The sequence below is a fragment of the Streptomyces sp. 2-1 genome (assembly GCF_048564895.1).
GTDB classification, from domain to species: Bacteria; Actinomycetota; Actinomycetes; order Streptomycetales; family Streptomycetaceae; genus Streptomyces; species Streptomyces phaeochromogenes.
In genome coordinates this window covers 7,714,545-7,738,849 of sequence record NZ_CP183383.1, presented here as the reverse complement: position 1 = coordinate 7,738,849, position 24,305 = coordinate 7,714,545, and the positions used below count along the sequence as shown (strand labels likewise).

The following is a 24,305-nucleotide window of genomic DNA, read 5'->3' as shown; positions in this document are numbered from 1 at the left end:
GGTCCCCACCGGAAGAGGGCCGGGCCAGGTCCCCGGGCCAGCCATGGTAGTTTCGTTGTACGGACGCAGTCGTTGTATGCTGCTCCGGTTGCCCGATCCGATCGGGCCTTCCTCCTGGCACCGCCACTCAGATCCTAGATCTTGATCCCGGCATGCCGGGATCATCCGTAAGAGCATCTGAAGTCTTTGGAGTGACCCGTGGCTGCCAACTGCGACGTCTGCGGCAAGGGGCCGGGCTTCGGCAACAACATCTCGCACTCTCACCGCCGTACGCCCCGTCGCTGGAACCCGAACATCCAGCGCGTTCGTACCGTAGTGGGCGGGACGCCGAAGCGCGTGAACGCTTGCACCTCGTGCATCAAGGCCGGCAAGGTCTCGCGCTGACGATCTGCTAGCGCGCGGCCACTGCTGGTTCGCTGCTCAAAGCCGGTCCACTTCACGGTGGACCGGCTTTTTGCTGTGTCCGCAATCAACGACGTAAACGATTGCGCAAGCGTTTACGCCCCGCCCGTCCCGAGCCGCCACCCATGATCCACCGGCCCGATCCCGGCGCCCAGCGCGAAGCCGGCCGCGATCGCCCCGGTGACGTACTCCTTCGCCGCCGTGACCGCCTCCGGCACCGACTGCCCCTTCGCCAGCCCCGAAGCGATGGCGCTCGCGAGGGTGCACCCCGTGCCATGTGTGTGCCGGTTGTCGAACCGGGGCGCCCTCAGCCAGTGCTCCTCCGAGCCGTCCGTGAGGAAATCGACGGCGTCGCCGCTGAGGTGGCCGCCCTTGATCAGCACCCACGTCGGCCCGTACGCCAGCACGGCCGCCGCCGCTCGCCGCATCCCGTCCTCCGACTCGACCTCCACACCCGTCAGCTGGGCCACCTCGTCGAGGTTCGGCGTCGCCACCGTCGCGACGGGCAGCAGCTTCGTGCGTACGGAATCCAGCGCGGACGCGGCGAGCAGCGAGTCGCCGTGCTTGGAGACACCGACCGGGTCGACGACGGAGGGCACGGCCGTGCCGCCGATCAACTCGGCGACGGTCTCGACGAGTTCGGCCGAGGAGAGCATGCCTGTCTTCACCGCGTCGACGCCGATGTCGTCGACCACACTGCGGTACTGCGCGCGCACCGCCTCCACCGGCAGTTCCCAAGCGCCTTGTACGCCGAGGGAGTTCTGCGCGGTGACGGCGGTGAGCACGCTCATGCCGTGCACGCCGAGCGCGAGCATCGTCTTCAGGTCGGCCTGGATCCCGGCGCCGCCACCGGAGTCGGAACCCGCGACCGTCAGGACCCTGGGCGGGGCGCTCGCACGGGACGAGGCACTCATGACTCGATGTCCGCGAAGTGGTCCCAGCCGCCCTTGCTGGTCCAGGGCGCCCCATCGACGGTGACCTGTGGCAGCGCCGACGGGTTGAGGACCTCGCCGATCACCTTCCAGCGGGCGGGCAGTTTCACGTCCGGCGGGAAGGTCGCCACGATCGCGTGGTCCTCGCCCCCGGTGAGCACCCACTGGAGCGGGTCGACGCCGACGGCCTGACCGATGTCGTTCATCTGAGTGGGGATGTCGACGGCGCCGGAGCGGACGTCGATGCGCACCTTGCTGGCCTCGGCGATGTGCCCGAGGTCGGCGATCAGCCCGTCGCTGACGTCCGTCATCGAGGTCGCGCCGAGCCCGGCGGCGGCGGGGCCCGCGTGGTACGGCGGTTCGGGACGCCGGTGGGCCTCGACGAAGGCGCGCGGCGAGCGGAAGCCGCGGGAGAGCACGGCGTGCCCGGCCGCGGACCAGCCCAGCCAGCCCGTCACGGCCACCACGTCACCGGGCTGGGCGCCCGCGCGCGTGACCGGCTCGTGGTTGCGCAGATCGCCGAGCGCGGTGATCGCCACGGTGATCGTGTCGCCGCGTACGACATCGCCGCCGACCACGGCCGCGCCGGCGACCTGGCACTCGTCGCGGATGCCGTCCATCAGCTCGGACGGCCAGGTGGCCGGAAGTTCGGCCGGGACGACCAGGCCGAGCAGCAGCGCGGTCGGCACGGCGCCCATCGCGGCGATGTCCGCGAGGTTCTGCGCGGCCGCCTTGCGACCGACGTCGTACGCCGTGGACCAGTCGCGACGGAAGTGCCGACCCTCCAGGAGGATGTCGGTGCTCGCCACGACCCTGCGGTCGGGGGCGGCCACCACGGCGGCGTCGTCGCCCGGCCCGACGCGTACCGCCGGAGTGGTGGTGAGCCGTGAGGTGAGCTCCTTGATGAGCCCGAACTCCCCCAACTCGCCCACGGTGCCCTTCATCGTTGTACGTCTCCTTTTGTTGCTGCGTCCGCCCGGTCGCGGGCCGCCTCCGACCTGGGTACGGTCGTTTCGACCGTCAACCTGTGCGGTCCGTGCACCCCTTCGCGGGGGCCCCTGCCCCCGCGGGTCTCCCCGCGGCGCGCGGCGACGCGATACCGTGGCGTTCCTTTTCCCCACATGATCCTCGTGGCCGCCCTGGAGGTTCCGTGGTACAGGCGTACATCCTGATCCAGACGGAGGTCGGCAAAGCGTCGACCGTCGCCGAAATGATCAGCAAGATACAAGGGGTGATCCAGGCCGAGGATGTGACAGGACCGTACGACGTGATCGTGCGGGCCCAGGCCGACACAGTGGACGATCTCGGCCGCATGGTGGTCGCGAAGGTCCAGCAAGTGGACGGCATCACGCGTACGCTGACCTGCCCGGTCGTGCACCTGTAGCCCCCGTCTACCCTTGGCCGGTGGACTTCTTCCGTCACCGGCGCTTCTCTTATCCCGGGCTGCCCGCCCTCGTTCTGCTGATCGCGGCCACAGGCTGCTCCTCAGCAGACGACAACACCCGGACCGCGGTTCCCAGTCCGGGCACGAAGGCCACCGAGCTGTGTCAGAACCTGGACAAGTCGCTGCCGGCGAAGGTGGACGGACTCGACCGGGAGGATCCCGAGCCCCGGTCCGCGCTGACCGCGGGCTGGGGAAGCCCGGCGATCATACTGCGCTGTGGTGTACAGCGGCCGCCCAAGATGGTCGACCCCAAGGTCGCCGAGGGCGGTGACCCCGACGCGGTCGGCGGCGGGGTGAACGGGGTGGGCTGGCTGATGGAGAAGCGGGACGACGGGTCGACCCGCTTCACCTCCGCCCAGCGTCTGGCGTATGTCGAGGTGACCGTGCCTGAGGGGCGGGACACCGCCTCTGTGCTCGTCGACGTGGCGGGGGCCATCAAGAAGGCGATCCCCAAGGGGATCGCCGACTGAGACGGCCCCGGTCGGAGCCCCGCGCCCGTAGAAACCAATAACCTCAGCGCAGGCCCGTGGACCTGCGCAGTGCCGCCTGGATCAGGCGGTCGACCAGTTCCGGGTACGGCACTCCCGTCGCCTCCCACATCTGCGGGTACATGGAGATGGGCGTGAAGCCGGGCATGGTGTTGATCTCGTTGATGACGAAGGTGCCGTCCTCGGTGAGGAAGAAGTCCGCGCGGACCAGGCCCTCGCAGGAGGCGGCGTCGAAGGCCTCGACGGCCAGGCGCCTGACCTCGGCGGTCTGTTCGGGGGTCAGCGGGGCGGGCACGAGACCGGGCGTCGAGTCGATGTACTTCGCCTCGAAGTCGTAGTAGTCGTGCGACTGCACCGGCGGGATCTCGGCCGGTACGGAGGCACGCGGGCCGTCCTCGAACTCCAGGACCCCGCACTCGATCTCGCGGCCGCGCAGCAGCGCCTCCACGAGGAACTTCGGGTCGTGCTGCCGGGCCGCCGCGATCGCCTCGTCGAGGCCGGACAGGTCGTCGACCTTGGTGATGCCGATCGAGGACCCCGCGCGCGCGGGCTTCACGAAGAGCGGCCAGCCGTGCTCCCCCGCGAAGTCGATGATCTTCTTGCGGGCCGTCGACTCGTCGAGCTCCCACTCGCGGGGGCGGATCACCACGTACGGGCCGACCGGCAGCCCGAAGGAGATGAAGACCCGCTTCATGTACTCCTTGTCCTGGCCGACGGCCGAGGCGAGCACGCCCGAGCCGACGTACGGGACACCGGAGAGCTCCAGGAGGCCCTGGAGGGTGCCGTCCTCGCCGTACGGGCCGTGCAGCATCGGGAAGACGACATCGACCTCGCCGAGCGCCTTGGGGACCGATCCGGGCTCGCTGTAGACGACTTCGCGGTTGGCGGGGTCGACGGGCAGGATCACGCCGCCCTCGCTCGACTCGGCGAGTTCCTCGACGTCGGGCGTACGACGCTCGGTGATCGCCATGCGCTCCGGTTCGTCCGCGGTGAGCACCCAGCGGCCTTCCCGGGTGATTCCGATCGGCAGGACGTCGTACTTGGTCCGGTCGATGGCCCGCAGTACGGCTCCGGCGGTGACCATGGAGATCCCGTGTTCGGAGCTGCGCCCGCCGAAGACGACGGCCACGCGCGGCTTGCGAGGCGGCTGCTGCTCAGGGCTCTGGGGAAGGTTCTCAGTGCTCATATCGCGTTGAGAGTACCCGTTGGTAAGGCCCTGAGTCAGCGCGCCTCGGCCCGCGAATGAGCCGAAGGGGCGCGCCGAGTGGACGGGGGTAGCTCAGCGTCGTTCGGGCTTGGCGCTGCGCGACATCATTTCCTTGAGGGCGACGACCGGGGGCTTGCCGTCGTGGACGATGTCGACGACGGTCTCCGTGATGGGCATGTCGACGCCGTGCCGGCGCGCCAAGTCCAGTACGGATTCACAGGACTTGACGCCCTCGGCGGTCTGCTTGGTGACCGCGATGGTCTCCTGGAGGGTCATGCCCTTGCCGAGGTTGGTGCCGAAGGTGTGGTTGCGCGAGAGCGGCGAGGAGCAGGTCGCCACGAGGTCGCCCAGGCCCGCGAGCCCGGAGAACGTCAGCGGGTCGGCGCCCATGGCGAGTCCGAGCCGGGTCGTCTCCGCCAACCCCCGTGTGATCAGGGACCCCTTGGCGTTGTCGCCGAGCCCCATGCCGTCCGCGATGCCGACGGCGAGACCGATGACGTTCTTGACGGCGCCGCCCAGTTCGCAGCCGACCACGTCGGTGTTGGTGTAGGGGCGGAAGTACGGCGTGTGGCAGGCGGCCTGGAGTCGCTGGGCCACCGCCTCGTCGCTGCACGCGACCACGGCGGCGGCCGGCATGCGGGCGGCGATCTCACGGGCGAGGTTGGGCCCGGTGACCACGGCGATCCGGTCGGCGCCGACCTTCGAGACGTCCTCGACGACCTCGCTCATCCGCATGGCGGAGCCGAGTTCGACGCCCTTCATCAGGGAGACGAGGACCGTGCCGGGGGCGAGCAGCGGCGCCCAGTCCGCGAGGTTTCCGCGCAGCGTCTGGGAGGGCACGGCGAGCACCGTGAAGTCGGCGTCGTGGGCGGCCTCGGCGGCGTCCGTGGTGGCCCGCAGGTTCTCCGGCAGTTCGATGCCCGGCAGGTAGTCGGGGTTCGTGTGGGTGGAGTTGACCGCTTCGGCGAGCTCGGCCCGCCGTCCCCACAGCGTCACGTCGCACCCGGCGTCGGCGAGCACCATGCCGAAGGCCGTGCCCCACGATCCGGTCCCGAAGACGGCCGCCTTGACGGGCTTGCCGGATGTCGTCACTTGCCGTGCCCCTTTTCGTGCTCAACCTCGGTCATTTCCCGCACGGCGTTCTCCGGCGCGGTGTTTCCCTGCGCCGTCTTCTCCTGCGCAGCGGTTTCCTGCTCTTCCTGCACCCGCGCCTCTTCCTTGCCCCGCGTCCTGCGCCGCTGCTCGATCCGCACCTGGCGCGGGTCGTACGGCGTCGCGGGCGCCTTCTCGCCGCGGATCAGCTCCAGCTGCGCGGTGATCGCGGCCATGATGACCTCGGTCGCCTCCTTCAGGAGGTCGGGGGTCATCTCCTTGTCGTAGAAGCGCGAGAGGTCCACGGGCGGGCCCGCGAGCACCTGATGCGTCTTGCGCGGCCAGAGGTCGGGCTTCTTGGCGTACGGGGCCAGCAGGTGGTTGGCGCCCCACTGGGCCACCGGAATCACCGGGCACCTGGTCTGCAGCGCGACCCGCGCGGCACCCGTCTTGCCGGTCATCGGCCACAGGTCGGGGTCGCGGGTCAGGGTGGCCTCGGGATAGAACGCGACGCACTCCCCGCGCTCCACGGCGTCGATCGCGGCGCGATACGCGCTGAGCGCGTCGGTGCTCTCGCGGTACACCGGGATCTGCCCGGTCCCGCGCATGGCCGCCCCGACGAAGCCCTTCTTGAAAAGACTGCTCTTGGCGAGGAATCGCGGAACCCGACCCGTGTTGTACTGAAAGTGCCCGTACGCGAACGGATCCACGTGGGAATTGTGGTTCACCGCGGTGATAAATCCGCCCTCGGCAGGAATGTTCTCCATTCCGCGCCAGTCCCGCTTGATCAGAACCATCAGCGGCGGTTTGCAGAGAACCGCTGCGAAGCGGTACCAGAAGCCGATTCTGCGGCGGGACACGCGTACACCTTCCTCCTGTGGCCTGGGGGGCCGCACAAGTGTCGCTCCAGGCCGCCTGTCTGTCGAGAACACCGTACGCCCCGGCCACCGGCCCGCCAGGGTGCCCGGGTCAGAATGGGCGCGACGAGGGAGGGACGGAGCGCACGTGCAGTGGACCTTGGTCATACCCCTGAAAGCCCTGTCGCGGGCGAAGAGCAGGCTCTCGGACACCGCGGCCGACGGTCTGCGCCCGGGGCTCGCCCTGGCGTTCGCGCAGGACACGGTGGCCGCGGCGCTGGCCTGCCCGGCGGTCGGGGATGTGGCCGTAGTCACGGGTGATGTGCTGGCCGGACGCGAGCTGGCGGCCCTGGGCGCCCGCATCGTCCCGGACGAGCCCGGGGGCGGCCTCAACGCCGCCCTGGCGCACGCCGCCTCGGTCGTACGCACCAGAAGCCCGCGAAGTCCGCTGGCGGCCCTGAACGCCGATCTGCCCGCCCTGCGCACTCTTGAATTGGCCCGGGTCCTCGACGCGGCAGCCGAATTCCCCCGCGCTTTCCTCCCGGACGCCGCCGGAATCGGCACCACTCTCCTGGCCGCGTCCCCGAACCGCGAATTGCTCCCCGCATTCGGCCCCGATTCCCGCTCCCGCCACCGCGCCTCGGGCGCCGCGGAACTCCTCCTGCCCGACGTGCCCTCCGTACGCCAGGACGTGGACACGGGCGCGGATCTCCGAGCGGCATTGGCACTGGGCGTGGGCCCGCGCACGGCGGCGGCGGTGGAACGCCTCAAAGCGGCGTAACCGGCCTTTCAGGAGCGCGGGGCTGTTGCCGCCCGCGGCTCCTCCCCCGAACAAACCGCATACCCTTCCCCCATGCAGGCGACCGCGTACACATACGACCCAGAAACCCGCACAGGCCAGGTACTGCTGGACGACGGCACCCCCGTCCCCTTCGACGCCCCGGCGTTCGACAGAGGCGGCCTCCGACTGCTCCGCCCGGGTCAACGCGTGCGGATCGAGGTCGAGGGCGGGGACGGCGAGGACAAGTCCCGGCGCATCACACTCATCACACTGCAAACGTTCTGAACACGCCGCGGGCCGGGCTCCCCAGAGGGAGCCCGGCCCGGCGCGTGAGTATCCCAGCGCCCCTGTCTACCTGCGGGCGGTGGCCTTCTTGGCGGTGGTCTTGCGGGCCGCCGACTTCTTGGCCGGCGCCTTCTTCGCCGCGGCCTTCTTCGCCGGGGCCTTCTTGGCCGCCGCCTTCTTCGCGGTGGTCTTCTTGGCCGTGGTCTTCTTGGCGGCCGCCGAGGTCTTCTTGGCGGTCGTCTTCTTGGCCGTCGCCGTGGTCTTCTTGGCCGTCGTCTTCTTCGCGACGGTCCTCTTGGCGGTGGTCTTCTTCGCCGCGGCCTTCTTCGCGGTGGCCTTCTTGGCGGCGGCCTTCTTGACCGTCGCGGAAGCACCGCCGGACAGGCTGCCCTTCGGGGCCTTCTTGACCGCGACCTCGCCACCGCGCGGCAGCTTCTTCGAGCCGCTCACCAGGTCCTTGAAGCCCTGGCCCGCACGGAAGCGCGGCACCGAGGTCTTCTTGACCCGAACGCGCTCCCCGGTCTGCGGGTTGCGGGCGTAACGGGCCGGACGGTCCACCTTCTCGAAGGAACCGAAGCCGGTGACCGACACCCGGTCCCCGCTGACAACTGCACGCACGATGGCGTCCAGTACGGCGTCGACCGCTTCCGCGGCCTGCTGACGCCCGCCGACCTTGTCGGCAATCGCTTCTACGAGCTGCGCCTTGTTCACGTCTTCCCCTTCGGAGACATTGCCAGAACGAAAGTGTTCAAGCTTTTTCGCACGTTAGGCAGATATATACCGCAAATCAAACACGAAACGGGCTAATCACCCTTGTGCCGCAACGAACTGGGGCTGTTGCGAAGTTCTTCAGCGTTCCTCTTCGGGGATTCGGCCCTCGTCGAGGTCCGTCGTGAACCGCTCCAGCCGCCTTGTCGCATCGGCGAGATCGTGCTTGGCCACGGCCGTAATGACCAGCAGCTTCCGGGTCAGCGCCATCCGTACGCCCTCCGGGACTTGCAGTGCGCGCACCCTTGTGTGCGCTTCCTTGAGTTGGGACGCGACTGCCGCATAGAGCTCGAGTTGGCCGTCGTGTTCCATGCACAGATTGTGCCATCTGGGGCGAGTTGTCGCCTGCGCAGGGGGTAACTACCGCCTCCCGAGGGCCTCCTGCGCACCTCCCCACAAGGCTCTGCCGAGAGTCGGCTACCCCATCAAAGCCCCTTGAAACAAGGGCAGTTGAGGCCAATCGCAAAGTCCTGAACACCCCTTCCGGAGGCAGACACAGATGTACCCCCAACCGTCCACGATTGGGGGTACAGAGGCCTGTTGCGCTGGCTGGAATCAGCCTTGTGGGGTGCGACTCCGATCGGTTCCGAAGGGGTTCGGAGCCCCGAAGGCGATCACACCTGCACGGTCCGCGGCTTGTGCGAGGGCCGCTTGGACTCGTACGCGGAGATGTCCGCCTCGTTCTGCAGGGTGATGGAGATGTCGTCCAGCCCGTTCAGCAGCCGCCAGCGGGCGTTCTCGTCGAGCTCGAAGGCGGCCGTGATGCCCTCGGCACGCACCTCACGGGCCTCCAGGTCGACCGTGACCGGGGCCTCGGGGTCCTTCTCGGTGAGCTCCTGCAGCGCGTCCACGATCTTCTGCTCCAGAACCACTGTGAGCAGGCCGTTCTTGAGCGAGTTGCCGCGGAAGATGTCCGCGAAACGGGACGAGATGACGGCCTTGAAGCCGTAGTTCTGCAGCGCCCAGACGGCGTGCTCGCGCGAGGAGCCCGTACCGAAGTCGGGTCCGGCGACCAGGACCGTGGCGCCGGTGCGCTCGGGCTGGTTGAGGACGAAGGAGGGGTCCTTGCGCCAGGCCTCGAAGAGCCCGTCCTCAAAACCGTCCCTGGTCACCTTCTTGAGCCAGTGAGCAGGGATGATCTGGTCGGTGTCCACGTTGCTGCGGCGCAGCGGGACGGCCCGGCCGGTGTGCGTGGTGAATGCTTCCATGACTCTCAGACTCCAGCGGGCACAGGGGCGTCGGACAGGTCGGCGGGAGAGGCCAGATGGCCCAGCACGGCGGTGGCGGCGGCGACCTGCGGCGAGACCAGGTGCGTACGGCCGCCCTTGCCCTGCCTGCCCTCGAAGTTGCGGTTGGAGGTGGACGCGGAGCGCTCACCGGGGGCCAGCTGGTCCGGGTTCATGCCCAGACACATCGAGCAGCCCGCGTGCCGCCATTCGGCGCCGGCCTCCTTGAAGACCAGGTCCAGGCCCTCGGAGACGGCCTGCAGACCGACGCGCGCGGAGCCGGGGACCACCAGCATCCGTACGCCGTCGGCGACTTTGCGGCCCTCGACGATCGAGGCCGCCGCGCGCAGGTCCTCGATACGGCCGTTGGTGCACGAACCTACGAAGACGGTGTCCACCTTGATGTCCCGCAGCGGCTGACCGGCCTCCAACCCCATGTATTCCAGGGCCTTTTCGGCGGCGTGGCGCTCCGAAGCGTCTTCGTACGAAGCCGGGTCGGGGACGGACGCCGAAAGCGGCGCTCCCTGGCCGGGGTTGGTGCCCCAGGTGACGAACGGCGCGAGGGAGGCACCGTCAATGACGACCTCGGCGTCGAATTCCGCGTCCTCGTCCGTCTTCAGGGTCTTCCAGTACTCGACGGCGGCGTCCCAGTCCTCGCCCTCGGGCGCGTGGGCGCGGCCCTTGATGTACGCGAAGGTGGTCTCGTCCGGGGCGATCATGCCCGCGCGGGCGCCGGCCTCGATCGACATGTTGCAGATGGTCATGCGGGCCTCCATCGAGAGTTTCTCGATGGCGGAGCCGCGGTACTCCAGGATGTAGCCCTGGCCGCCGCCCGTACCGATCTTGGTGATGATCGCCAGGATCAGGTCCTTGGCCGTGACGTCCTCGGGCAGTTCGCCGTCGACCGTGATGGCCATGGTCTTGGGGCGGGCCAGCGGCAGCGTCTGGGTGGCCAGCACGTGCTCGACCTGGGAGGTGCCGATGCCGAACGCGAGCGCGCCGAAGGCGCCGTGCGTGGAGGTGTGGGAGTCACCGCAGACGACCGTGGTGCCGGGCTGGGTCAGACCCAGCTGCGGGCCCACGACGTGCACGACACCCTGCTCGACGTCGCCCAGCGAGTGCAGGCGCACACCGAACTCGGCGGCGTTCTTGCGCAGCGTCTCCAGCTGGACGCGGGAGACCGGGTCCGCGATGGGCTTGTCGATGTCGAGGGTCGGGGTGTTGTGATCCTCGGTCGCGATGGTGAGGTCGAGACGGCGCACCGGGCGCCCCGCCTGACGGAGACCGTCGAAGGCCTGGGGGCTGGTCACCTCGTGCAGCAGGTGCAGATCGATGAAGAGAAGGTCGGGCTCGCCCTCCGCGCGCCGGACGACGTGGTCGTCCCAGACCTTCTCCGCGAGTGTCCTACCCATCGCTTTCCCTCCGGCCGGCCTGTGTGGCGCCGGCCCAACTAGAGATTTCCGATGCGGCGCGCCCGTACCCCTCGTACCGGGCGCCCTCCGCCGGGCCCGTTGGTCCGCGGGCCGCTGTACCTACCAGGGTGGCGCGTTCCACGGAAAATTGAACTTGCGTTTCACAGAGTGAGACGCGAGTATCGTTTCATGGACAACAGTAGCGGCGTCGGCGTTCTGGACAAGGCAGCCCTTGTCCTGAGCGCCCTGGAGTCCGGTCCGGCCACCCTCGCAGGGCTGGTCGCGGCAACCGGGCTGGCACGACCCACGGCACATCGCCTCGCCGTGGCACTTGAACACCACCGGATGGTGGCGCGCGACATGCAGGGCCGCTTCATTCTCGGCCCCCGCCTCGCCGAGCTGGCCGCGGCCGCGGGCGAGGACCGCCTCCTCGCTACGGCGGGCCCGGTGCTCACCCACCTCCGCGACATCACGGGCGAGAGCGCGCAGCTCTACCGCCGCCAGGGCGACATGCGCATCTGCGTCGCCGCGGCGGAGCGCCTGTCGGGCCTCAGGGACACGGTCCCGGTCGGCTCGACTCTCACCATGAAAGCCGGCTCCTCGGCCCAGATCCTGATGGCCTGGGAGGAGCCGGAGCGTCTGCACCGCGGCCTCCAGGGCGCCCGCTTCACGGCGACGGCCCTGTCGGGGGTACGGCGCCGGGGCTGGGCCCAGTCGATCGGCGAGCGCGAGCCGGGCGTCGCGTCCGTCTCGGCACCGGTGCGCGGGCCGTCGAACCGCGTGGTCGCCGCCGTCTCGGTCTCCGGGCCGATCGAGCGCCTCACGCGTCACCCCGGCCGGATGCACGCCCAGGCGATCATCGACGCGGCCACCCGCCTCTCGGAGGCCCTGCGCCGCACCGGCTGACGTGCGTCGCGGGCTGACGCCCGATCCGACTTCCTCCCGACGGTCGCTTCAACGCCGCAGCGACCGACAGGAGTTGACGTCGACCCGGCGCTCAACACGAAGAAGCCCAACGCGAAGAAGCCCTCCCCATGTTGGGGAGGGCTTCTTCGATGACGTACCCCCGACCGGATTCGAACCGGCGCTACCGCCTTGAGAGGGCGGCGTGCTAGGCCGCTACACAACGGGGGCCCAGGATCTTGCGTTTCCGCAGATCCGAGCTGGTCTACCAGGACTCGAACCTAGAATGACGGTACCAGAAACCGTAGTGTTGCCAATTACACCATAGACCAATGTGGTTCATACCAGTTCGTACCCCCGACCGGATTCGAACCGGCGCTACCGCCTTGAGAGGGCGGCGTGCTAGGCCGCTACACAACGGGGGCCCTAGCGATCCTGCATGAGAATCAGCGGGTGCGACCCGGACTGTCTCCCTGGGAAGGATCTGTACCCCCGACCGGATTCGAACCGGCGCTACTGCCGTGAGAGGGCAGCGTGCTAGGCCGCTACACAACGGGGGCTTTGCGGAGTTGACCTCCGCGGTTGCAGATGAGCTCTGCGAGCTGGCCTACCAGGACTCGAACCTAGACTAACGGAACCAGAAACCGTCGTGCTGCCAATTACACCATAGGCCACTGAAGCACAAACCCCCGCAGGGATCCTGCTTTAGCGTGCGCCTCCGGTCCGGCCTTTCGGCCCGCTCTCCGGCGGCGCAAGAAGAACATTACCTGAAGGTGGACGGCGCTCCAAAACGGGTATCGGGCCCGAGGATCGCAGGGAGTTCGGCCAGCGAGGCGATCCGGCGCAGGCCGGTGAGCCGATCCGGCGCCCCGCCCGGTGCGGCGTCGGGGTCCAGGGCCGTGACGGCTCTCACTCCCCCGCGGTCGATCCAGACCGAGAACATTCCGGCGTCGGCCGCGCCCTGTCCGTCGATCTCCGGGTGGTCCCCGACGTACGCGACCTCGTGCGGCGGCAGCTCCAGCGCCTCGCAGGCCGCGTGGAACGCCTCCGCCGCGGGCTTCGAGACACCCAGTTCGGCCGCGCACAGCACGGACTCGAACCGGTCCCGTACGCCGAGAACGCGCAGCTTGTGGTCCTGGACCCGGATGCTGGAGTTGGACAGCACGGAGTGACGGTGGCTGCCGGCCAGGGTGTCGAGGACGGGCAGGACGTCCGGGAAGAGCGCCCAGGCCGACTCGTAGTGCCCGAGATACCGGAGGAACCAGTCCTCCGCCTCCGGGTCGGTGAGGGGCTTGTCCAGAAAGGCCCGCACCCGGTCCCGGCGGCCCTGCTCCCAGTCCACCTCCCCCGCCGCGTACCTCGCCCACTGCTGGTCGGTGAGGTCGCGCCAGTGGTCGAGGGCCTGCTCGACGGATGCGTACCCGTCGAGCAGGCCTTCGGCGGTGAGATGTCCGCGCATGCCGGCCCGGTCGGCCGTGGTGTAGTCGAAGATCGTGTCGTCCACGTCCCAGACCACGGCTCTGATCGTCATGGTCCGACCGTAACTCGGTGCCGGTGGGCGCGTCTCCTAGTTGACCGTGGTCGTGCCGGTCAGTGCCAGGTCGGGGCCCTGGCCGTCGCGGGGCTTGGCGGTCAGGCGCCAGGTGTACGTTCCCGCGGCCCGGTTGCCGTCGCCCCAGCGGCCGTCCCAGGAGGCGCGGACGGCGGCAGCTTTGGAATCACCGGTGAGGTTGCGCACGACGTTGCCGCTCGCGTTGGTCAGGGTCAGGGTCCAGGTCGAGGGCTTGCTCAACTGCCAGACGGGCTGCCAGGGGTCCTGGGTCGTGGGGCCCGCGGCGGCGTCGGTCTGGGCCTCCATCTGCGCGAGCGGCGAGGTGGGGACGCCCGCGGTGACGAGCGCCACCTGGCCCTGGGCGGTGAGGTACGCGACGTTGCCGCCGAAGCGGTCGACGGCCCAGCGGCCGGTGTTGCCGCCGGTGTTCTGGTCAGCGGTGGGCAGTACGGCCGCGGCCCGGGTGGTCGCCGTCCCGGTGTGGAAGTCCGTGAGCAGCAGCTCGTGGGTGGTGCGGTTCTCCCGTACGAGGTAGCCGTCGGCGAGCCGGGACGGGCCTGCCGGGACCGTGATGTTCCGGCCCGCGGCCCGGTCGTAGACACCGGCGGGTCCGGCGCTGCCGCAGGACCAGTAGAGCCAGGCGTTGACGGCCTGGATCTCGCTGGGGGTGCAGGGGGCGCCGGTGTTCACGGTGGCGACGTTCCGCTCGGCCTTGAGGTCGTACGCGACGACGCTGCCCTGGGTGGTGCCGGGGGTCCACAGGCGCTGGCCCCAGATCGCGGCGGCGCCGCGGGGGCGGTCCAGCGCGGTCTCGCCGTCGGCTCCGCGGGGGAAGTCGGCGATCTTCTGGGTGGCGGGGGTTCCTCCGTTGTAGAGGACGTAGCGGCCGGTGCCCGTGCCGATGCGGCCGGCGGAGGAGCCGGTGGGTTCGGCGCTGTAGGTGTCGGTGCCGAGTCCGGCGACGTGCACGGACTCCTTGCCGTCCGTGCCGGTGTAGAGGTAGGCGAAGCGGCCGTCGCCGAGGGCCTCCAGCTGGGGGCAGGCGGCGTCGCCGCCGAGGCACGGCGAGGAGCCGACGTACGGGCTGCGGCGGACCTGGGTTCCGGTGGGCCTGCCCGTGGGGTCCAGCGGCACTGCGTACGCGGCGTCCCAGCCGGCGTTGACGGTGGCGTTGCCGAACATCAGGAGTTCGCCGCCCGCGACCATCAGGCCGTCGACCGTGGCCCTGGTCGGCGGCACGGTGAAGACCTGCTGGGCCGAGACGTTCCCGTCGGCGGTGGGCAGGACGCGGTGCACGTGGAAGTCGCTGCCCGAGGGGCCGGCCGTGGCGAGCAGGCCGCCGTCCGGGGTGGCGCGGAAGGCGCCGTCCGCGTCGGCGAGGACCACGCGCCTGGCGCCGGTGACGAGCGATGTGGCGGTGAGCACCTCGTCGTCGGGCGAGGAGACGAAGTCCGGGTCGCCGCTGAGGAGTTGGTCGCCGACGACCGCGAGGGGCTTGGCCGGGAAGGTGACCGTGGCGGGTTCGCTGCCGGGTGCCGAGTCCACCCGGATCGCCTTGCCGTTCGCCACGAGCCAGCTGTCGTTGAAGGTGATCGACCGGCCGGTGCCGATGCCCGTGACGTACGTACGGAAGGTGCCGTCCGCGAGGTCGACGAAGCCCACCGAGGAGATGCCGTCCACGGCGTAGACGACGGCGAGGCGGCGGACCGAGCCGCCGGTCACATAGGTGTTGGTGGGCTGGGCGCCGGGCGGCAGGCCGGTGACCGGGAGGTCGGTGGTCGTGCCGTCGGGGCCGGCCCGCAGGACGTGCAGGGCGTCCGCGGCGTCCTGGGTGAGCACGCTCCAGCCGGACGCGGCCCGGAAGCGGTGGTCCGCCGGGATCGTGACGGTGGCGGTCGTGCCGGTGGAGCGGTGCTTCTGGGTGACGGTGCCGGTGTTCCCGGTGGTCTGGACGTCGGTGCCGGTGGCCAGGTCCTCGGGGCCCGCGTGCGCCGGCGGCGTGACGCCGGGGAAATCGGCCCACTGGAGGTTGCCCGCGTTGCCCAGCGCGTACTGGAATCCGGAGGCCCCCACCCAGCCGTACCGGACGTCGACCGGGTTGATCTTGTTCAACTGCGTGGTGGCGACCGGGGTGTCGGCGTTCGGCGCGGCTTCGGCCGGCACGGTCAGTACGGCCCCCGACAGCGCCATCGCCCCGCCAAGGGCCATTCCCACAAGTCTTCGTGAACGTCCTCGTGAACGGGTCACGTTCCCCTCCCCTGAAACATGGTGAACACGCGCATCATGTGCGCCCGAAACATCCAATGTCCGTCGGGAGAGCGGGAGTTGACCGCAGGGGTGAACTCCGGGTGTCGACTCCGTGTACGCCAGAGGGGCGGCGTCCGAACCGGACGCCGCCCCTCTCGCTCGTCACGCCTGGGCGGTCAGCTTCGCCAGCGCCGCGTCGATACGGGCCAGCGTCTTCTCCTTGCCCAGGATCTCCAGGGACTCGAAGAGCGGCAGGCCGATCGTGCGGCCGGTGACGGCGACGCGGACCGGGGCCTGGGCCTTGCCGAGCTTGAGGCCGTGGGCCTCGCCTGCGGCCAGGACGGCCTCCTTCAGGGACTCGGGCGAGGACCAGTCGGCGGCGTCCAGCTTCTCGCGGGCCGTGCGGAGCAGCGCGTCGCTGCCCTCCTTCATGGCCTTCGTCCAGGACGCCTCGTCGAAGGCCGGCTCCGCCAGGAACAGGAAGTCGACGTTGTCCGTGATCTCGGAGAGGACCTTGAGGCGGGTCTGGGCGTGCGGGGCGATCGCGTCCCACGCGGACTGGTCGAAGTCCTCCGGCGCCCAGGGCGCGAAGGGGGCCTTCAGCCAGGGGGCGCAGCGCTCGGCGAAGTCCTTCACATCCAGGAGGCGGATGTGGTCGGCGTTGATCGCCTCGGCCTTCTTGAGGTCGAAGCGGGCCGGGTTCGGGTTCACGTCCGTCACGTCGAAGGCCGCGACCATCTCGTCCATCGTGAAGATGTCCTGGTCGGCGGAGAGCGACCAGCCGAGCAGGGAGAGGTAGTTGAGCAGGCCCTCGGGGAGGAAGCCGCGCTCCCGGTAGAGGTTGAGCGACGCCTGCGGGTCGCGCTTGGAGAGCTTCTTGTTGCCCTCGCCCATCACGTACGGCAGGTGGCCGAAGGCGGGGATCTGCTTCGCGATGCCCAGCTCGGTCAGCGCCTTGTAGAGGGCGATCTGGCGCGGGGTGGAGGAGAGCAGGTCCTCGCCGCGCAGGACGTGGGTGATCTCCATCAGGGCGTCGTCGACCGGGTTCACGAGCGTGTAGAGCGGGGCTCCGTTGGCTCGTACGATCCCGTAGTCCGGCACGTTCTCCGGGGTGAAGGTCAGCTCGCCGCGGACCACGTCCGTGAAGGTGATCGTCTCGTCCGGCATGCGGAAGCGGACGATGGGGGTGCGGCCCTCGGCCTCGTACGCGGCCTTCTGCTCGGCGGTCAGGTCGCGGCAGTGGCCGTCGTAGCCGGACGGCTTGCCGGCGGCGCGGGCTGCCTCGCGGCGGGCGTCCAGCTCCTCCGTGGAGCAGTAGCAGTGGTAGGCGCGGCCGGCTTCCAGGAGCTTGGCGGCCACATCGCGGTAGATGTCCATCCGCTGCGACTGGCGGTACGGCTCGTGCGGGCCGCCGACCTCGGGGCCCTCGTCCCAGTCGAAGCCCAGCCAGCGCATCGAGTCGAGCAGCTGCCCGTACGACTCCTCGGAGTCGCGGGCCGCGTCGGTGTCCTCGATGCGGAAGACCAGGGTGCCCTCGTTGTGCCGGGCGAACGCCCAGTTGAACAGGGCGGTGCGGACCAGGCCCACGTGGGGGTTACCGGTGGGCGAAGGGCAGAAACGGACGCGTACGGGGGAGCCGGGTGCGCTAGCCACGCTTGACAACCTTGTTGGTGAGAGTGCCGATGCCTTCGATGGTGACGGCGACCTCGTCGCCGACGGTGAGGGGGCCGACCCCCGCGGGGGTGCCCGTGAGGATCACGTCGCCGGGGAGCAGCGTCATGGCCTCGGTGATGTTGACGATCAGGTCCTCGACGGAGTGGATCATCTCGCTGGTACGGCCGAGCTGGCGCTGTTGGCCGTTGACCGTGCACATGATGGTCAGGTCGGACGGGTCGAGGTCCGTCTCCACCCAGGGGCCGAGCGGGCAGGAGGAGTCGAAGCCCTTGGCCCGGGCCCACTGCTTCTCGCGCTTCTGGACGTCGCGTGCGGTGACGTCGTTGGCGCAGGTGTAGCCGAGGATGACGTCCTTGACGCGCTCGCGCGGGACCTCCCGGCACATCCGGCCGATGACCACGGCCAGCTCGGCCTCGTGGTGCACCTCGTTCGAGAAGGAGGGGTACGCGATCTCGTCGCCGGGGCCGATCACCGAGGTGGAGGGCTTGAAGAAGGCGAACGGGGCGTCGGGCACCTCGTTGCCCATTTCCCTGGCGTGCTCCGCGTAGTTGCGGCCGAAGGCCACGACCTTGTTGGGGAGCATGGGCGGCAGGAGCCGGACCTTGTTCAGCGGGACCTTCGTGCCGGAGAGCTCGAAGTCCGTGAACGGATGGCCCTTGATGATGTCGAGCACGAGCCCGTCGGTCGACCCAGGAGGGCTCTCGCCCTCGACCGCGCCGAACGCGACGTTGCCGTCGATGGAGAACCTGGCGATGCGCACGAGATGCCTGCGCCCCTCACTGAGCTGGCTGGAGTCTGAGGCTCCAGGCTAACGCGGGAGAGGGGCGCGACCTCGCGGAACTGCTCTGTGGCGGGTGTGGGAGGGCTACTCCGCCGCCAGGGCCGCGACCGGGGCGTCCACCGTCAGGGCTGCGACCGGGGCGTCCATCAGGATCGTGCGGCGGGGGTTGGCGGTCTGGGCGGGGAGCTCGACGGAGTGCTCCTGCTGCTCCGGCGTACGCAGCTCTTCGGCGTCCTCGAGGTGCGCCAGCGTCGTGCGTCGCGGGTTGGCTATGTTGAGGAACATCATCGTCGTCTTCATCTGCGGTTTCGGACCCTGTCGGTACGGGCGCCGGGCGGCTTCAATAACCGCCGCTCGGGCGCGGGTTGTCGGATTTGCCATCCCTGTAAAGCGTCAGGCTAAACATGCGCCTCCCTGCGGAACGCGTGAAGACGACGTGATCGTCGTGTGAGTTTCCTCACTCACAGGTAGGCAATCCGGTCAATCCGGACTCTCAACTTCCGTCGCCGAAACGGACATTGCCCCACCGAAGACCCTATTCCACTCCTGATCATGGCGACTGGGGCACCGCTCGGAGGCGAATGACTCGTGCACCTGTGTCCGATATAAACGGAATCGCTTTCCACGTGCCGTAACACCGCCTTCACTAGGTGTCACGATGGTCACAGCATGACCCATGGGCCTTGTTGGAGATCCGGCACTGTGCTGGAATTCCACGGAACCGCCGCGGGATCGAACCGGCGCGCAAGGGGCGCGAACGCAGCGCCGAGTGGCGGCGGGGAGGGGGGCCTGCGCCGGTCACTCACGACCACACCTGGGGGCGCGTTCAGGGCGCTCCCAAGACGCCGACACCGTCTCGCCGTTCACGCGGAGAGGCGCCTGGTCCAGAGGTTGCGACGCTAGTGCAGGGACGTTTCAAGAGGGATGGCAGCGCTTCGGCGGAGCCGGAGCCGCACGGCGGGACCGGCACCGGTTCCTCGCCCCAGCACGCCCAGAACCAAGGACCGGCAGGGGCCGGCGACGGCGGTGACCGCTCCTCGCGCCCAGGTGCGCCCAAGGGCGCCCAGGGCAAGGGCGGTCCGACCGCGGTGACCGGTGGCCCCGGCGCACCGCCGACCGCGCCGCCCAAGGCGAGCAACCCCAGTGGCCCCGGCTCGCGAATAGCTCTGCGCAACTGGCGCATCTCCACGCGCCTGGTGTCGCTGCTCGCGCTGCCCGTGGTCGCGGCCACCTCGCTGGGCGCCCTGCGCATCAGCGACACGATGGACGAGATCCAGCAGCTCGAGAACATGAAGCTGCTGACCGACATGACCAAGCAGGCGACCCAGCTCGCCGTCGCACTCCAGGAGGAGCGCGACAAGTCGGCCGGTCCGCTCGCCAACGGCACCAAGGCGTCCGACTTCACCGTCAAGGGCGTCCGCGACAAGACGGACCGTGCGCGCGCCGCCTTCATGGACGGCACCCACGAGCTCGACGACGCGGGCAACGGCGAGAACCTCGACGGCGTCCGGGACAACGTGGTGGCCATCGCCACCCAGCTGAACACCCTGAGCGGCATCCGCAACAACGCCTTCCAGGACGGGAACAACTCCTCCCAGTCGGTCGAGGCCTACCACCGGCTGATCGAGCAGCTGCTCGGCCTCTCCCAGGACATGGCCCAGGCGACCAGCAACCCGGAGATGATCCAGCGCACGCGCGCCCTGGCGGCCTTCTCCACCGCCAAGGAGTACGCGTCCATCCAGCGCGCGGTCATCGCCGCGGCCCTGCCGGCCACCGACGCCACGTACGGCGACCTCTCCGAGAACGACCGGCAGTACGGCCTCTCGGCCTTCGAGAACCAGAAGGCCGAACTCACCAGCTTCGCCAGCATCTACGAGGGCAACGCCGCCAAGCTCACCAAGGCGCTCGACGAGCCGAGCCCGACCATCAAGGAAGCCGACGACTACGCGGAGCGCGTGCTCAAGCGGGAGAACGGTCTCCAGCTGCGCGACAAGCGCTCGTACCTGGACTGGGTCGACGCCGACTCCGCCAGGTACCAGCAGATGTCGAACATCGAGCTGACGCTGCTCAACGAGATGGAGCAGAAGGCCCGCGAGCTGCGCAACGAGGCCGAGCAGGAAGCGATCATCTCCGGTGCGCTGATCCTGCTGGTGCTCGGTGTCTCGCTGGTCGGCGCCTTCGTGGTGGCCCGCTCCATGATCCGCTCGCTGCGCCGCCTCCAGGACACCGCGACGAAGGTCGCCCAGGACCGGCTGCCCGAGCTCGTCAAGCAGCTCTCCGAGTCCGACCCGCAGGACGTCGACACGTCCGTCGAGTCGGTCGGTGTGCACTCCAAGGACGAGATCGGCCAGGTGGCCGCGGCCTTCGACGACGTGCACCGCGAGGCCGTACGACTCGCCGCCGAGCAGGCCCTCCTGCGAGGCAACGTCAACGCGATGTTCACCAACCTCTCGCGCCGTTCCCAGGGCCTCATCCAGCGTCAGCTCTCGCTCATCTCCGAACTGGAGTCCCGCGAGGCCGACCCGGACCAGCTGTCCTCGCTGTTCAAGCTCGACCACCTCGCGACCCGCATGCGCCGTAACGGTGAGAACCTCCTGGTCCTCGCCGGTGAAGAGCCCGGCCGCCGCTGGACCCGTCCGGTCCCGCTGGTCGACGTGCTCCGTGCCGCCGCCTCCGAGGTGGAGCAGTACGAGCGCATCGAGCTGTCGGCCGTGCCCACCACCGAGGTCGCCGGCCGCGTGGTCAACGACCTCGTGCACCTGCTCGCCGAGCTGCTGGAGAACGCCACGTCGTTCTCCTCCCCGCAGACCAAGGTCAAGGTCACCGGTCACGCGCTGCCCGACGGCCGCGTGCTGATCGAGATCCACGACACCGGTATCGGCCTCTCGCCCGAGGACCTCGCGGCGATCAACGAGCGGCTCGCCTCGCCGCCCACCGTGGACGTCTCGGTCTCGCGCCGCATGGGTCTGTTCGTGGTCGGCCGGCTGTCCCAGCGCCACGGCATCCGGATCCAGCTGCGTCCGTCCGACTCCGGTGGTACGACCGCGCTGGTCATGCTGCCCGTCGATGTCGCCCAGGGCGGCAAGAAGGTTCCGGGCAACAAGCAGGGCCAGGGCATGCAGGGCATGCCCAACGGCGGCGGCCCCGCCGCCGCGCAGGCCGCGGCCGGTGTCGCGGCGGCCCGTCGGGGCGGCGCCGCAGGCGGTCCCGCCCTCGGCGCGGGTGCTCCCGGCGGCGGCAACGGCGGACGGCTCAACGCGCCTCCGCAGCGCGGCCAGGTCGGTGCCGGCACCACCGGTGCGCGTGCCGCGCTGCCCAGGCCGGACGCGGGCGGTCGCCCGGGCGGACAGGGCGGGCCCGGCGGATCACGCGGTCCCCAGCAGCCCCCGCAGGGCAGGCCGGCCCCGGCCGGTGCCGGTGCCCCGCAGGCCTTCAACGACTTCGGCAACAACGACTCCGGCCGGCAGGACGCCTTCGGTGGCGGTCGCCAGGACGCGTTCGGCGGTGGACGCCAGGACACGATGGGCGGCAACAACCGCAGCTCCGTGCCCCCGCAGCGTCCGACCGGTGGCGACCAGGGCCGTCGTGCGCCCCAGCAGCCGCAGCTGCCGCCGCGCGGTGGTCCGCGTGCCGAGCTGCCCGGCGGCAACCCGCAGCCGCGGGTGCCCAGCTGGAGCGACGACAACGCGCAGCCGCCGGTGCCGCGTTCCTCGATGGACGCCCCGCGCGGCCACGAGGAGCCGGACGCCACCTCGCAGCTGCCGCGGATCGACGACCGTCAGGGTGCCGGTTCCACGGGCGAGTACCCGCGGCCGGACTACGACGCCCCGCGCTCCGGCGCGGGTGCGCCGCAGAGCAACGGACAGTTCGTCCGCCCGGACGTCTTCGGTACGCCGAACACTGCGCCGAATCCTTCCGGCGCGGGCCAGAACCCGTCCGCGGGCGGCCAGTACAACCGCCAGGACCCCGCCTCCACCGGCCAGTTCTCGATGCCCGGCTACGACGGTGGTTCCACCGGTCAGTACGCGACGCCCGGGCAGGACGTTCAGAACCACACCGGTCAGTTCCCGGCGCCGAACCACGGCGAGCGGCAGGGCGGCGGTACCGGACAGTTCGAGCGTCCCGGTGCCAATGGCACGAACGGCACCAACGGCTCCCGCCCCCAGCGTCCGCAGTCGCGTCGGCGTCCCGCGCTCCCCCCGGAGCCCGAGGCGCTGCCGCCGGCGACGGGTCCCGGTGACGGGCGTACGCCGCTGTACGACACCCTGGAGACCAACTGGTTCAACCAGGCCCAGGCGGCCCAGGCCGGCAACGGAGAGCAGGCACCGCAGCAGCCCGTACAGGCTGCTCCCGCGGCACCTCAGCGTCCGGCGCCGGCAGCATCCGGGTCCGCCGCATCAGGGTCCGCCTCCTGGCGGACCACCCCCAATGACGAACTCGGCCGGCAGGCCGAGCGGGTACGCCAGCCCTCCGCGGGTGGCGTGACCGTCTCGGGTCTGCCGCGCCGGGTCCCCCGCGCGAACCTCGTCGCGGGGACGGCTCAGCAGCAACAGCACCAAACCGGTCCGCAGGTCTCGCGTGCGCCCGATGACGTACGCGGCCGGCTGACCAATCTTCGTAGGGGCATCCAGCAAGGTCGGCAGGCCGGTACCGGCCAGACCGGCAGCTTCCCCAGCCCCACTCACCAGCAGGAGCGTTAGTTGAGCCAGATGAGCCAGGCGGCACAGAACCTCAACTGGTTGATCACCAACTTCGTTGACAACACCCCCGGGGTGTCCCACACCGTCGTCGTTTCCGCCGACGGACTCCTTCTGGCGATGTCCGAGGGCTTTCCGCGCGACCGCGCCGACCAGCTCGCGGCCGTCGCCTCCGGACTCACTTCACTCACGGCCGGTGCCTCCCGGATCTTCGAGGGTGGCACCGTCGCCCAGACGGTCGTCGAGATGGAACGCGGCTTCCTCTTCCTGATGTCGGTCTCGGACGGATCGTCCCTCGCGGTCCTCTCCCACCCGGACTGCGACATCGGCCTTGTCGGATACGAGATGGCTCTGCTCGTCGACCGTGCGGGTGCGGTGCTCACGCCGGATCTGCGGGCCGAGCTCCAGGGCAGCCTGCTCCACTAGCCAGGTTTTTAGGTACGTCCGAATTTCACCGAACGTCCGCACAATCCGTCGGCCGCCCTCCCCCCACCGGCCCCGTCAGACGGCACGACTGACCGACCTGCTGTCCCGCCCGGAGGATCAATGACCCCGCCCACCGCCTCTCATGATCCGTACGCACAGCCGTACGAGGATGAGGGCGACCAGCCGCTGGTACGTCCGTACGCGATGACCGGCGGCCGGACCCGGCCGCGCTACCAGCTCGCCATAGAGGCACTGATCAGCACCACGGCCGACCCGGCGCAGCTGATGGGGCTGCTCCCGGAGCACCAGCGGATCTGCCACCTCTGCCGTGAGGTGAAGTCGGTGGCCGAGGTGTCGGCACTGCTGTCCATGCCCCTGGGCGTGGCACGGATTCTCGTCGCGGACCTCGCGGAGGCCGGACTCGTCGCGATCCACCAGCCGGGTGGCGACGAGAGCAATGGCGGCGCCCCGGACGTGACACTGCTCGAAAGGGTGCTCAGTGGACTTCGCAAGCTCTGACGGAGGTCGGGCGACCACCTCCGCGAAGATCGTGGTGGCGGGTGGTTTCGGCGTCGGCAAGACCACGTTCGTGGGTGCCGTCTCCGAGATCAACCCGCTGCGCACCGAGGCCGTCATGACGTCCGCCTCGGCGGGTATCGACGACCTCACCCACACCGGGGACAAGACGACGACCACCGTCGCCATGGACTTCGGCCGTATCACCCTGGACCAGGACCTGATCCTGTACCTGTTCGGTACGCCCGGACAGGACCGTTTCTGGTTCATGTGGGACGACCTGGTACGCGGCGCGATCGGCGCCGTCGTGCTCGTGGACACCCGTCGTCTCGCCGACTGCTTCCCCGCGGTCGACTACTTCGAGAACAGCGGCCTGCCGTTCGTCATAGCCCTGAACGGCTTCGACGGACACCAGCCGTACACGCCCGACGAGGTCCGCGAGGCCCTGCAGATCGGCCCGGACGCCCCGATCATCACGACGGACGCCCGCCACCGCGCGGACGCCAAGAGCGCGTTGATCACCCTGGTCGAGCACGCCCTGATGGCTCGCCTCCGCTAGGGAGCGTGCAGCGGGCTATGTCCTGGCGGGCCTGGCACACAAGTTGGCAACGCCGT

24 protein-coding genes and 5 tRNA genes are annotated in these 24,305 nt (G+C 69.9%); 10 read left to right on the top strand and 19 right to left on the bottom strand.

Annotated features, from left to right (window positions below; genetic code table 11):
* Positions 1-198: 198 nt before the first annotated feature.
* Positions 199-384: a 50S ribosomal protein L28 gene (gene rpmB / locus ACN20J_RS34155; protein ID WP_004924906.1), complete on the top strand. Its 186-nt coding sequence runs from the start codon at positions 199-201 to the stop codon at positions 382-384.
* Between the two features lie 113 nt (positions 385-497).
* On the opposite strand, the gene thiD is transcribed toward rpmB, so the two are convergent.
* Positions 498-1,316 (bottom strand): bifunctional hydroxymethylpyrimidine kinase/phosphomethylpyrimidine kinase, encoded by an 819-nt coding sequence (thiD, locus tag ACN20J_RS34150; protein ID WP_419667488.1) that lies wholly within the window; start codon positions 1,314-1,316, stop codon positions 498-500.
* Positions 1,313-2,278 (bottom strand): thiamine-phosphate kinase, encoded by a 966-nt coding sequence (locus ACN20J_RS34145; RefSeq protein WP_055614018.1) that lies wholly within the window; start codon positions 2,276-2,278, stop codon positions 1,313-1,315. Before ACN20J_RS34145 ends, thiD begins: the two co-directional genes overlap by 4 nt.
* A gap of 206 nt (positions 2,279-2,484) precedes the next feature.
* On the opposite strand from ACN20J_RS34145, the gene ACN20J_RS34140 reads away from it, so the two are divergent.
* Both ACN20J_RS34140 and ACN20J_RS34135 read left to right on the top strand, forming a co-directional pair.
* Positions 2,485-2,718: an Lrp/AsnC ligand binding domain-containing protein gene (locus ACN20J_RS34140; protein ID WP_055614017.1), complete on the top strand. Its 234-nt coding sequence runs from the start codon at positions 2,485-2,487 to the stop codon at positions 2,716-2,718.
* A gap of 20 nt (positions 2,719-2,738) precedes the next feature.
* Positions 2,739-3,248: a DUF3515 domain-containing protein gene (locus ACN20J_RS34135; RefSeq protein ID WP_189843591.1), complete on the top strand. Its 510-nt coding sequence runs from the start codon at positions 2,739-2,741 to the stop codon at positions 3,246-3,248.
* A gap of 43 nt (positions 3,249-3,291) precedes the next feature.
* Here the strand turns inward: ACN20J_RS34135 and ACN20J_RS34130 are convergent, their stop codons facing one another.
* From ACN20J_RS34130 to ACN20J_RS34120, 3 genes are all read right to left on the bottom strand, one after another.
* The gene (locus tag ACN20J_RS34130; RefSeq protein WP_055614015.1) at positions 3,292-4,452 is read right to left on the bottom strand and encodes a D-alanine--D-alanine ligase family protein; all 1,161 of its coding nucleotides are present in this window, start codon (positions 4,450-4,452) and stop codon (positions 3,292-3,294) included.
* Between the two features lie 93 nt (positions 4,453-4,545).
* The gene (locus tag ACN20J_RS34125; protein WP_189843593.1) at positions 4,546-5,565 is read right to left on the bottom strand and encodes an NAD(P)H-dependent glycerol-3-phosphate dehydrogenase; all 1,020 of its coding nucleotides are present in this window, start codon (positions 5,563-5,565) and stop codon (positions 4,546-4,548) included.
* On the bottom strand, positions 5,562-6,425 hold the full coding sequence (locus ACN20J_RS34120) for a lysophospholipid acyltransferase family protein (protein WP_419667487.1): 864 nt from the start codon (positions 6,423-6,425) through the stop codon (positions 5,562-5,564). Before ACN20J_RS34120 ends, ACN20J_RS34125 begins: the two co-directional genes overlap by 4 nt.
* A 145-nt stretch (positions 6,426-6,570) precedes the next feature.
* Here ACN20J_RS34120 and cofC point away from each other — a divergent pair, with 145 nt between their 5' ends.
* Together cofC and ACN20J_RS34110 are read left to right on the top strand one after the other, a co-directional pair.
* A complete protein-coding gene (gene cofC, locus ACN20J_RS34115; RefSeq protein ID WP_190232286.1) occupies positions 6,571-7,203 on the top strand; it encodes a 2-phospho-L-lactate guanylyltransferase in 633 nt (210 codons plus the stop codon).
* Between the two features lie 72 nt (positions 7,204-7,275).
* Entirely contained in the window at positions 7,276-7,488 is a 213-nt protein-coding gene (locus ACN20J_RS34110) for a hypothetical protein (RefSeq protein ID WP_190232285.1), read from the top strand.
* A gap of 66 nt (positions 7,489-7,554) precedes the next feature.
* Here ACN20J_RS34110 and ACN20J_RS34105 read toward each other — a convergent pair whose 3' ends face one another.
* The 4 genes from ACN20J_RS34105 to leuC all read right to left on the bottom strand — a co-directional run bounded on the left by ACN20J_RS34105 (position 7,555) and on the right by leuC (position 10,894).
* A complete protein-coding gene (locus ACN20J_RS34105; RefSeq protein ID WP_055614013.1) occupies positions 7,555-8,199 on the bottom strand; it encodes an HU family DNA-binding protein in 645 nt (214 codons plus the stop codon).
* A gap of 138 nt (positions 8,200-8,337) precedes the next feature.
* The gene (locus ACN20J_RS34100; protein WP_055614012.1) at positions 8,338-8,568 is read right to left on the bottom strand and encodes a hypothetical protein; all 231 of its coding nucleotides are present in this window, start codon (positions 8,566-8,568) and stop codon (positions 8,338-8,340) included.
* 302 nt (positions 8,569-8,870) lie between these two features.
* A complete protein-coding gene (gene leuD / locus ACN20J_RS34095; RefSeq protein WP_361998956.1) occupies positions 8,871-9,464 on the bottom strand; it encodes a 3-isopropylmalate dehydratase small subunit in 594 nt (197 codons plus the stop codon).
* Between the two features lie 5 nt (positions 9,465-9,469).
* Complete coding sequence (leuC, locus tag ACN20J_RS34090; RefSeq protein ID WP_190232283.1) at positions 9,470-10,894, bottom strand: 3-isopropylmalate dehydratase large subunit; 1,425 nt, start codon at positions 10,892-10,894, stop codon at positions 9,470-9,472.
* Positions 10,895-11,083: 189 nt separating this feature from the next.
* On the opposite strand from leuC, the gene ndgR reads away from it, so the two are divergent.
* Complete coding sequence (ndgR, locus tag ACN20J_RS34085; RefSeq protein WP_189843598.1) at positions 11,084-11,800, top strand: IclR family transcriptional regulator NdgR; 717 nt, start codon at positions 11,084-11,086, stop codon at positions 11,798-11,800.
* Positions 11,801-11,955: 155 nt separating this feature from the next.
* Here the strand turns inward: ndgR and ACN20J_RS34080 are convergent.
* From ACN20J_RS34080 to ACN20J_RS34035, 10 genes are all read right to left on the bottom strand, one after another.
* Positions 11,956-12,028 (bottom strand) — tRNA-Glu (locus ACN20J_RS34080).
* A gap of 29 nt (positions 12,029-12,057) precedes the next feature.
* A tRNA-Gln gene (locus tag ACN20J_RS34075) sits at positions 12,058-12,129 on the bottom strand.
* A 20-nt stretch (positions 12,130-12,149) separates the two neighbouring features.
* Positions 12,150-12,222 (bottom strand) — tRNA-Glu (locus ACN20J_RS34070).
* Positions 12,223-12,284: 62 nt separating this feature from the next.
* Positions 12,285-12,357 (bottom strand) — tRNA-Glu (locus ACN20J_RS34065).
* A gap of 42 nt (positions 12,358-12,399) precedes the next feature.
* Positions 12,400-12,471 (bottom strand) — tRNA-Gln (locus ACN20J_RS34060).
* A gap of 89 nt (positions 12,472-12,560) precedes the next feature.
* Positions 12,561-13,328, bottom strand: a complete 768-nt coding sequence (locus ACN20J_RS34055) for an HAD family hydrolase (protein WP_419667486.1) — start codon at positions 13,326-13,328, stop codon at positions 12,561-12,563.
* A gap of 36 nt (positions 13,329-13,364) precedes the next feature.
* Positions 13,365-15,557: a FlgD immunoglobulin-like domain containing protein gene (locus ACN20J_RS34050; RefSeq protein ID WP_419667485.1), complete on the bottom strand. Its 2,193-nt coding sequence runs from the start codon at positions 15,555-15,557 to the stop codon at positions 13,365-13,367.
* 201 nt (positions 15,558-15,758) lie between these two features.
* Positions 15,759-17,249, bottom strand: a complete 1,491-nt coding sequence (gltX, locus tag ACN20J_RS34045; RefSeq protein ID WP_189843601.1) for a glutamate--tRNA ligase — start codon at positions 17,247-17,249, stop codon at positions 15,759-15,761.
* Positions 17,242-18,030, bottom strand: a complete 789-nt coding sequence (locus tag ACN20J_RS34040; protein ID WP_189843602.1) for a fumarylacetoacetate hydrolase family protein — start codon at positions 18,028-18,030, stop codon at positions 17,242-17,244. The genes gltX and ACN20J_RS34040 overlap by 8 nt, the downstream gene beginning before the upstream one ends.
* A 105-nt stretch (positions 18,031-18,135) precedes the next feature.
* Complete coding sequence (locus ACN20J_RS34035) at positions 18,136-18,351, bottom strand: hypothetical protein (protein WP_361890538.1); 216 nt, start codon at positions 18,349-18,351, stop codon at positions 18,136-18,138.
* A gap of 602 nt (positions 18,352-18,953) precedes the next feature.
* Between ACN20J_RS34035 and ACN20J_RS34030 the strand changes: the two genes are divergently transcribed.
* The 4 genes from ACN20J_RS34030 (at position 18,954) to ACN20J_RS34015 (ending at position 24,249) form a co-directional block, all read left to right on the top strand.
* Positions 18,954-22,751: a nitrate- and nitrite sensing domain-containing protein gene (locus ACN20J_RS34030; protein WP_419667484.1), complete on the top strand. Its 3,798-nt coding sequence runs from the start codon at positions 18,954-18,956 to the stop codon at positions 22,749-22,751.
* A 9-nt stretch (positions 22,752-22,760) separates the two neighbouring features.
* Positions 22,761-23,174 carry a roadblock/LC7 domain-containing protein gene (locus ACN20J_RS34025; RefSeq protein WP_044471908.1) on the top strand — a complete coding sequence of 138 codons (414 nt, stop codon included), beginning with the start codon at positions 22,761-22,763 and terminating at the stop codon, positions 23,172-23,174.
* Between the two features lie 120 nt (positions 23,175-23,294).
* Positions 23,295-23,693 (top strand): DUF742 domain-containing protein, encoded by a 399-nt coding sequence (locus tag ACN20J_RS34020; protein ID WP_055614003.1) that lies wholly within the window; start codon positions 23,295-23,297, stop codon positions 23,691-23,693.
* Positions 23,674-24,249 carry a GTP-binding protein gene (locus ACN20J_RS34015; RefSeq protein ID WP_055614002.1) on the top strand — a complete coding sequence of 192 codons (576 nt, stop codon included), beginning with the start codon at positions 23,674-23,676 and terminating at the stop codon, positions 24,247-24,249. The genes ACN20J_RS34020 and ACN20J_RS34015 overlap by 20 nt, the downstream gene beginning before the upstream one ends.
* Positions 24,250-24,305: the final 56 nt, after the last annotated feature.

Excerpts from the sequence above, each read along its gene's own strand:
- leuD (WP_361998956.1), bottom strand. The coding sequence starts at position 9,464 with ATGGAAGCATTCACCACGCACACCGGCCGGGCCGTCCCGCTGCGCCGC.
- thiD (WP_419667488.1), bottom strand. The coding sequence starts at position 1,316 with ATGAGTGCCTCGTCCCGTGCGAGCGCCCCGCCCAGGGTCCTGACGGTC.
- ndgR (WP_189843598.1), top strand. The coding sequence starts at position 11,084 with ATGGACAACAGTAGCGGCGTCGGCGTTCTGGACAAGGCAGCCCTTGTC.
- ACN20J_RS34025 (WP_044471908.1), top strand. The coding sequence starts at position 22,761 with ATGAGCCAGGCGGCACAGAACCTCAACTGGTTGATCACCAACTTCGTT.
- leuC (WP_190232283.1), bottom strand. The coding sequence starts at position 10,894 with ATGGGTAGGACACTCGCGGAGAAGGTCTGGGACGACCACGTCGTCCGG.
- ACN20J_RS34035 (WP_361890538.1), bottom strand. The coding sequence starts at position 18,351 with ATGAAGACGACGATGATGTTCCTCAACATAGCCAACCCGCGACGCACG.
- ACN20J_RS34055 (WP_419667486.1), bottom strand. The coding sequence starts at position 13,328 with ATGACGATCAGAGCCGTGGTCTGGGACGTGGACGACACGATCTTCGAC.
- ACN20J_RS34130 (WP_055614015.1), bottom strand. The coding sequence starts at position 4,452 with ATGAGCACTGAGAACCTTCCCCAGAGCCCTGAGCAGCAGCCGCCTCGC.
- ACN20J_RS34100 (WP_055614012.1), bottom strand. The coding sequence starts at position 8,568 with ATGGAACACGACGGCCAACTCGAGCTCTATGCGGCAGTCGCGTCCCAA.
- ACN20J_RS34050 (WP_419667485.1), bottom strand. The coding sequence starts at position 15,557 with ATGGCCCTTGGCGGGGCGATGGCGCTGTCGGGGGCCGTACTGACCGTG.
- ACN20J_RS34110 (WP_190232285.1), top strand. The coding sequence starts at position 7,276 with ATGCAGGCGACCGCGTACACATACGACCCAGAAACCCGCACAGGCCAG.
- ACN20J_RS34145 (WP_055614018.1), bottom strand. The coding sequence starts at position 2,278 with ATGAAGGGCACCGTGGGCGAGTTGGGGGAGTTCGGGCTCATCAAGGAG.
- ACN20J_RS34020 (WP_055614003.1), top strand. The coding sequence starts at position 23,295 with ATGACCCCGCCCACCGCCTCTCATGATCCGTACGCACAGCCGTACGAG.